The sequence below is a fragment of the Lactobacillus helveticus DSM 20075 = CGMCC 1.1877 genome, from assembly GCF_000160855.1.
GTDB lineage: Bacteria > Bacillota > Bacilli > Lactobacillales > Lactobacillaceae > Lactobacillus > Lactobacillus helveticus.
The window spans coordinates 249,842-257,012 of the sequence record NZ_GG700752.1; the positions used below are offsets into that span (position 1 = coordinate 249,842).

The 7,171-nt window shown below is 42.8% G+C and carries 5 protein-coding genes and 1 pseudogene; 1 reads left to right on the top strand and 5 read right to left on the bottom strand.

Features of this window, described 5'->3' with window-relative positions:
- Positions 1-50: 50 nt before the first annotated feature.
- Together HMPREF0518_RS01160 and HMPREF0518_RS01165 are read right to left on the bottom strand one after the other, a co-directional pair.
- Positions 51-608, bottom strand: coding sequence for a phosphoribosyltransferase family protein (locus HMPREF0518_RS01160; protein WP_003625261.1), 558 nt, complete (start codon positions 606-608; stop codon positions 51-53).
- 2 nt (positions 609-610) lie between these two features.
- On the bottom strand, positions 611-1,687 hold the full coding sequence (locus tag HMPREF0518_RS01165) for a hypothetical protein (protein ID WP_003625262.1): 1,077 nt from the start codon (positions 1,685-1,687) through the stop codon (positions 611-613).
- Between the two features lie 215 nt (positions 1,688-1,902).
- Here HMPREF0518_RS01165 and HMPREF0518_RS01170 point away from each other — a divergent pair.
- Positions 1,903-2,726: pseudogene (locus tag HMPREF0518_RS01170) on the top strand (IS30 family transposase).
- A 200-nt stretch (positions 2,727-2,926) separates the two neighbouring features.
- On the opposite strand, the gene metF reads toward HMPREF0518_RS01170, so the two are convergent.
- The 3 genes from metF to HMPREF0518_RS01185 form a co-directional block, all read right to left on the bottom strand.
- Positions 2,927-3,832: a methylenetetrahydrofolate reductase [NAD(P)H] gene (metF, locus tag HMPREF0518_RS01175; protein ID WP_080516443.1), complete on the bottom strand. Its 906-nt coding sequence runs from the start codon at positions 3,830-3,832 to the stop codon at positions 2,927-2,929.
- Positions 3,810-6,095, bottom strand: coding sequence for a 5-methyltetrahydropteroyltriglutamate--homocysteine S-methyltransferase (gene metE / locus HMPREF0518_RS01180; protein WP_003625266.1), 2,286 nt, complete (start codon positions 6,093-6,095; stop codon positions 3,810-3,812). The genes metF and metE overlap by 23 nt, the downstream gene beginning before the upstream one ends.
- A gap of 153 nt (positions 6,096-6,248) precedes the next feature.
- A complete protein-coding gene (locus tag HMPREF0518_RS01185; RefSeq protein WP_003625268.1) occupies positions 6,249-6,722 on the bottom strand; it encodes an S-ribosylhomocysteine lyase in 474 nt (157 codons plus the stop codon).
- Positions 6,723-7,171 lie beyond the last annotated feature (449 nt).

The window sequence follows — 7,171 nt, forward strand, 5'->3', positions numbered from 1 at the left end:
TTTAAATCAACGAATTGCTTGTCTCTGAGATCAAATTCTCGGGGACTTTTTTATTTTCCAGATTTAATTGAAAACAGCGGCAGCTTTTCCAGATAGATTATGTCCGTTCGATTAGCGGCATCACCCTCCGCTAAAATGGCGCATTTAGCAACCGTCTTTGCATGAGCCTTTGTTAACAGCCGTTCAGCCGCCTCCAAAGACCCACCAGTTGAAATCACATCATCCACCAAAATAACGTGTTTACCGGCCAGCTGCTCAGCGTCATGGCCATCCAACACAAGTTTCTGCTCATCGGTAGTCGTAATTGATTTAACAGAAACTTCCAAGGGATCAGTCATGTAGGCCTTAACACTCTTGCGGAGAACAACAAACTTGGGATGGTTCGTGAGGCGACTCATTTCCTCAGCTAACGGAATTCCCTTACATTCAAGGGTCACAATATAATCAAAGTTCTCAGTAATCTTAGTGGAAAGTTGTTGAGCAGCTTCGTGAGCCAATTCCGAATCACCTAACAACACAAACGATGCAATCGCCGTGGTATCATTAATTGGAATAATTGGTAACGTGCGCTTCAGCTGGCCAACTTTTAATTCATATGTTTGTTCCATGGTTATACCCCCAAGCCGATAAGCGGCAAAATAAATTTCAGTGCGGCACCCGTTAACAAGCCTGTAAACGGATCAACAATTGCGGTCACGACCAAGGTGAGGGCTGCAATCACACTGTCAGATCCTTGCATGGCCGTGGCGGCATTCTCTGGAAAGATGACAACGGCTCCTAAGATTAACAAGAATCCGGCAATTGAAGCCGACGGCACGTACTTGCCAATCTTAGGCAACCAGCCGACAAATAGAATGACGGCCATGATGAGCATCATCATGATCCCGGCAATCACGGGTTCCGGGGCGCTGGCGGTCGCCGAAATAATCGTTTCAACAGGCGCCCCGCCCAACAAACTGGTTCCCATGTCGGCAAACGCCTGCGTCCCGGTCAGCAAGTTTAAATTAACCGGATTGGGCTTAATTCCAGTCATCTGACCGGTAATGAGTCCATAAGAAATGTTGGCCCCAATGTTCAAGCAGGCCAAACTCAATGCCCCGCGAATCACCCGAATATTGAAAATTGGTTTTAAAAAGTGAAAGCGGCGTTCAACGACGTGTGCGGGTAATTCCGCTTCGTAATGGGTCGCAAAGACGGCAATCAAACTGGAACCAATCACCGATAACGCGATGGTCCAAACTAAATCTTTTGTCAGTAGATAGGTCACAATTGCAATGGCAACCGAAGAAATACCAGCCGTTCGTTGTTTTCGCGCCATGTTGACGGCGATTTTGGCCAACATGATCCCCACGCCGGCCATCATCCCAGCCATAATTGAATTGCCAAGAACGGCCACGATTTTTGTCAGCGTCCCACTAACCCCGATCACTGCCATAATGAGCGAACCACCAAAGATGATTGAGGTTCGTTCGCGGGTTGTATCACCCAGGTTTCCGGTAAGGGCTAATGACTCCGCCTGAAATGAAATCGGTGCGACAGACCCAAAGGCACCGTTGACCGCGGATGCTAATACAAATGAGAAGGTTGTCGGGAACACGGCAAATCCCAATCCCATTGCCATAATTCCCTGCGGAATTCCGTTTAAAACCACGCCAATTGCGGCGAGTAAGTCGGCTATCCAGTGCATGCCAAGTTTCCTCCTAATGCGAATGCTTATGTATTTTTTAACTAATTCGTTCAGGTTTCAATGTAATAATATCGCATATTTATAAAAATAGCCACCCCCGATTTAAAATTGAAGTGCAACACTTGATAACTAGACCAATTAGACTAGCTTAAAAGGCCATGAAGGCCTATTCTTATTATTAACGACAAAATCAACAGATAAGGATAGGTGTCTTCATGACCCAAACTAAGAATATCATGCCTAAGCATTACCAACAACTCCAATCTTTTGAACGCGGGGCGGCTTACTATCGAGAACAGCGGGCTGCCGTGTTCTTCAAGTCCCTGCCGAAAGCTTTAAAAGCTAAGCCACGAGTTTTCAGTGTCGATACGTATGTCCACTATCTCAAAGCTCATTACCCGGGCTTTCCCTGCCCATCAACGGCTACGGTCTATTGGTATATCGAGGCTGGCAAGCTCCCCCCGGAGCTTCACAACTATGATTTACCCATGAAGCTACGTCGCCGCGTTAAACGCCCGAATCACCGACATGCCCGCCTGAATAAAAAACGGCTTGGACAGTCCATTGAAGACCGGCCCGCAGTGCTTCGGAAACGTCAGGAGTTGGGCCATTGGGAAGGCGACTTAGTGAAAGCCAAACGGGTTGAGTCCGAACCAGCTTTAATGACGTTAACCGGATGGAAATTATCGTTAAATTGCCTGATTACCGGGCAGAGACTTGCCGGCAAGCCCTCCAAGATACGATTGATGATTACGGTGCAGAAAACTTTCGGACGATCACGTTTGACAACGGCTCGGAATTCGCTAGTTTAAATCAGGTTCAAGGAACGGAAATCTACTTTGCCCATCCATATTCTCCCTGGGAACGGGGCACTAATGAGAATGTGAATGGGCAATTAAGAGAGTTCTTCCCAAAGGGGCATTCCTTTAAAAACCTCTCATTAGTGGATCTGCAGTTGGTTCAAGACACGCTGAATCCCCGTCCCCGCCGCTGTTTAAGCTATAGTTGTCTAGCGGATGTTATGCCACAACTGATTTAACTTTCTAGACCAATTATAAGAATAGGCCATTAGTGTTGCACTTAACTTGACAATTGAGGAACTTTTTATTTAGTTAAAAAGTGGACCAGCAAGCATACCCCGGCCATATAAGCCTCCTAACTTGATATTCCTGATTTTGGAATATTAAGTTAGGAGGCTTATATTCTGGGGGCTAACTGCTTGCTGGCCCACTCTGTTTTTTAAGAGCGGTGCTTTATAGTTGTCCGGGTTCTTGCATTAGCAGCATCAAATACTGATTTAGTCGCATTCCAGATTCGTTCGGCAATGTCGGCATGATTCATGGTATAAAGGTGAATTCCGTCAACGCCTTCAGAAACAAGATCGATAATTTGATCAACAGCGAACGCAATTCCGGCCTCCCGCATTGCTTCCTCACTGTTCTGATAACGATCTAAAATAGCACTGAACTTTTTAGGTAGTGGAACCCCTGTAATTTGAGTAATTCGTTCAATTTGTTTCTTGTTGGTACAAGGCATGATGCCGGCTTCGATTGGGACGTGAATCCCGGCAATTTCAGCCTTTTCCTGGAAATCATAAAAAGCTTGATTATCGAAAAATAGTTGACTGATCAGGTGATCGGCGCCAGCATCGACTTTGGTTCTTAAATGGGCAATATCATCAACAAACCCAGTGGCCTCAGGGTGACAATTTGGGTAACAAGCACTGGCAATGCTAAAGTCTGGTCGATTTTGATGAACAAAGGCTACCAGATCATTGGCGTGATTAAAGTCACCAACTGGTTGTTTTCCGGGAATTTTATCACCGCGAAGGCCTAAAATGTTTTTAACATTAAATTCTGAGAGATTATCCAGTAGGTTTAAAACCTGTTCGCGGGTTTGGTACAATCCGGGGACGTGGGCGACTGCCGGGATGTTCAGCTGGTTTTGAATTAAATCAGCAATCTGAACGGTACCGGTATAGTGGTCAGATCCACCAGCCCCTAATGTAACCGAGATAAAATCCGGATTAATTGATTGGAGCTGTTGAAGGGTTGGTAAAATTGCTTCTTTGGGCGAGTCTTTCTTAGGCGGGACGACTTCCAGGGAAAAGACAGTTTTATTTTTAAATAACGCTGTTAGGCTTATTTATCTCACTTCTAACTTTCTTCGTTGCATCAACAATATTTTGTAGACTCTTAAAGGATTCTTCTTCAGTTCGCGTCTTTAAGCCACAATCCGGATTAATCCAAATCTTGTCAATTGGTAGTTTATGAACGAGTTGTTTAATCAAGTCCTCGACTTCTTTTTCAGATGGAATTCGTGGTGAGTGAATATCGTAAACACCGGGTCCAACTTCAGTCTGGAAGTTTGCAGCAACAAGTTGATCAATTAAGGTAAAGTCGGCACGGGAAGCTTCAAATAAAATGACGTCGGCATCCAGTGCATCAATCGCCTTGATGATATCGCCAAATTCACTGTAGCACATATGAGTATGAATCTGGGTGCTTGCTTGAACCTTACTGTGGACTAACCGGAAGGCTGGAACTGCCCAGTCGAGGTATTCAGAATACCAGTTGGATTTACGCAACGGTAAGTTTTCTCGCAAAGCCGGTTCATCGATTTGGATAATTTTGATGTCGTGTTTTTCAAGATCCAGGACTTCATCTTGAAGGGCTAAAGCAATCTGGGTGACTGATTCTTTAGGTGAAACATCCTCACGTGGGAATGACCAGTTAAAAATCGTAACCGGACCGGTCAGCATGCCTTTGATTAATTTATCAGTGTGGTTTTTCGCAAAGACAGAAGCTTTTACGGTGATTGGTGCGGTTCGTGAGATATCGCCCCAGATGATTGGTGGTTTAACCCCTCGGGTACCGTATGATTGAACCCAACCGTTTTGCGTAAAGACGAAACCGTCAAGCTTTTCACCAAAGTATTCAACCATGTCGTTTCGTTCATATTCACCGTGAACAAGGACATCCAAACCGATTTCCTCTTGCTTTCTGAGGATACGAACAATCTTATCTTCGTTAAATTTGTCGTACTGTTCACGGGTAATTTCACCCTTGCGAAGTTTTGAACGATTTTGACGAACATCTTTAGTTTGTGGGAATGAGCCAATTGTTGTTGTTGGTAAAACTGGTAAATTGAATTCTTTTTTCTGAATTTTTTCACGTTCACTGCGTTCTGGCAAACGGGTATAATCAGCCTGACTTAAACTGGCAATTCGGTGATGAACAACTGGGTTGACTGGATGTTTAACGCTTTGAAACAGGTTGTCGTTTTTCGTTAAAGCAATTTTACCATCCGCTTCATCATGATAAATATTATCGAGTTCTTTAAGCTCATCCAGTTTTTGTAAGGCAAAAGCAAGATGCTTTTTCACATCGCCAGGCAGCTTTGTCTCGTCTTCTGCAGTGTATGGGACATGCAGAAGGGATGTGGAACTATTTAATACAACCGGGGCTTTGGTGTTGAGCTGGTTTAAAAAGTTAATGGTATTTTCATAATGATTACGCCAAATATTTTTGCCGTTTACAACTCCGGCGAATAGGATTTTATCATCTGGGAACCCATTTTGTTTTAACAGCTCATTGTTGTACTTGCCTTCAACGAAATCCAAACCGATTCCATCAAAGTTCTTTGAAGTGACATCATTATAAATATCACGAATATCGCCAAAATAGTTTTGCAAAAGAATCTTCGTTGATCGTTTCTCGGCAAGAATGCCGTCATATAAGTCGTCAAAGAGTTGTTTTTCAACAGAGTCAACGTCGAAACTTAAAGCGGGTTCATCGATTTGAAGCCACTTAACGCCCTTTTGACTCAAGCGGTCAATAATTTGTTTGTAAGCTTCAACCAACGCCTCAACATAATCTCGGGGCTTGGTGTCTTCAATAAACCGACTTAGCTTCAAAAGGGTGTAAGGACCGATAACAACAGCCTTGGCATTGATCCCTTGTTCAAGGGCTTCGTTAATTTCATTAAACAATTTATTGCCAACTAATTTAACGTTAGTTTCTTTTGAAAATTCAGGAACAATGTAGTGATAGTTGGTGTTAAACCACTTTTTCATTGGGAGAGCCTTCACGGTTTCAGAACCATTTTGATAGCCCCGGGCTTGAGCAAAGTATTCGTCCAATTCGGATAAGTGAAGATCTTTATAACGGGAAGGGATAATGTTTAATATGTTGGCAGTGTCCAAAACACCATCAAAGAATGAAAAATCACCTACTGGAATTAGATCAATGCCGGCATCTTTTTGAGCCTGCCAGTTATTTTTTCTGATTTCGTAAGCTGTTTGTTGTAATTCTTCCTGGTTAATTTTATTTTTCCAATAATGTTCAGTGGCAAATTTTAATTCACGGTGATGGCCAATGCGTGGGAACCCAATAATTGTTGTTGTCATAGTTGTTAAATCCTCCTTGATTTAAGTACGCAATTGTTAATGAGAGTGTCTGATTTTCGCTAATCATTTGGGAAAGGTTAGCGAAAAAGACGCTGCAATCTTTGTCAGATTGTAGCGTCCATAAAAAGCAGTATTAATGGATCATTTCAGAAACTAGATAACGTGGCGTTCGAAAGGTTGATCAGAGATCCCTTGTGACAAGATTTCTTTACTCCACTCTTTAGCAGAGAACAATGAATGATCACGGTAATTACCGCAACTATACTTGTCAGTCCCTTGAACGTCTTTCCATTCGATGTCGTTGGCAATTGCTTCGAGTGACCCCTTCAAAGCCTTTGCGACTTCAGTGGTGCTGTGTTCACCCCAAGTAATTAAATGAAAACCGGTTCGGCAGCCAAATGGTGAGCAATCGATAACCCCGTCAAGACGATCTCTAAGTAATCCGGCTAAGAGATGTTCAATCGTATGCAATCCTGCAGTAGGAATGGCATTGGTGTTTGGTTGAACAAGTCGTAAGTCGTAATTAGAAATGACGTCGCCCTTTTTTCCAGTTTCTTCAGTGATGAGACGAACGTAAGGTGCCTTTACCTTTGTGTGATCTAATGTAAAACTTTCAACTTTTGCCATAAGATATCATATCTCCTTAAAATTTATTAATTACAGTTACTATCTTAACAGTCACTGCTGAATAATAAAATCCCTTAGAGCGGTTCAGCAAATTCATCCCCACATATCAGAAATAATCTGACGGAGGGGCGAATGCTTCGCTGTACCACCCTGAATTCGTATTACTCTCGCAAGCAATACCTCTGAAAGTGCCAATTATTCCAAATTCTCATAATTGATACCCTGTGAGTTAACGGTCACAGCCTACAACCAAGCGTTAACTTAATTGCACTATTCAGAGTTCATATTCGCTGATTGTTAAGATATCCTTTTTCACCAACTGGATTTTCTTTGAATCTTGTTAAATCAGTTACTCTTCTCTTCAGAGCTTTTCTCTAATCGGATTAGCATTAAAATATAATAATAACAGTAGTCGACTTTTTAATATTTGTCAACTGTTATGTTGAAAC

Coding starts and splice junctions, on each gene's coding strand:
- HMPREF0518_RS01185 (WP_003625268.1), bottom strand. CDS start 6,722: ATGGCAAAAGTTGAAAGTTTTACATTAGATCACACAAAGGTAAAGGCA.
- HMPREF0518_RS01165 (WP_003625262.1), bottom strand. CDS start 1,687: ATGCACTGGATAGCCGACTTACTCGCCGCAATTGGCGTGGTTTTAAAC.
- HMPREF0518_RS01160 (WP_003625261.1), bottom strand. CDS start 608: ATGGAACAAACATATGAATTAAAAGTTGGCCAGCTGAAGCGCACGTTA.
- metE (WP_003625266.1), bottom strand. CDS start 6,095: ATGACAACAACAATTATTGGGTTCCCACGCATTGGCCATCACCGTGAA.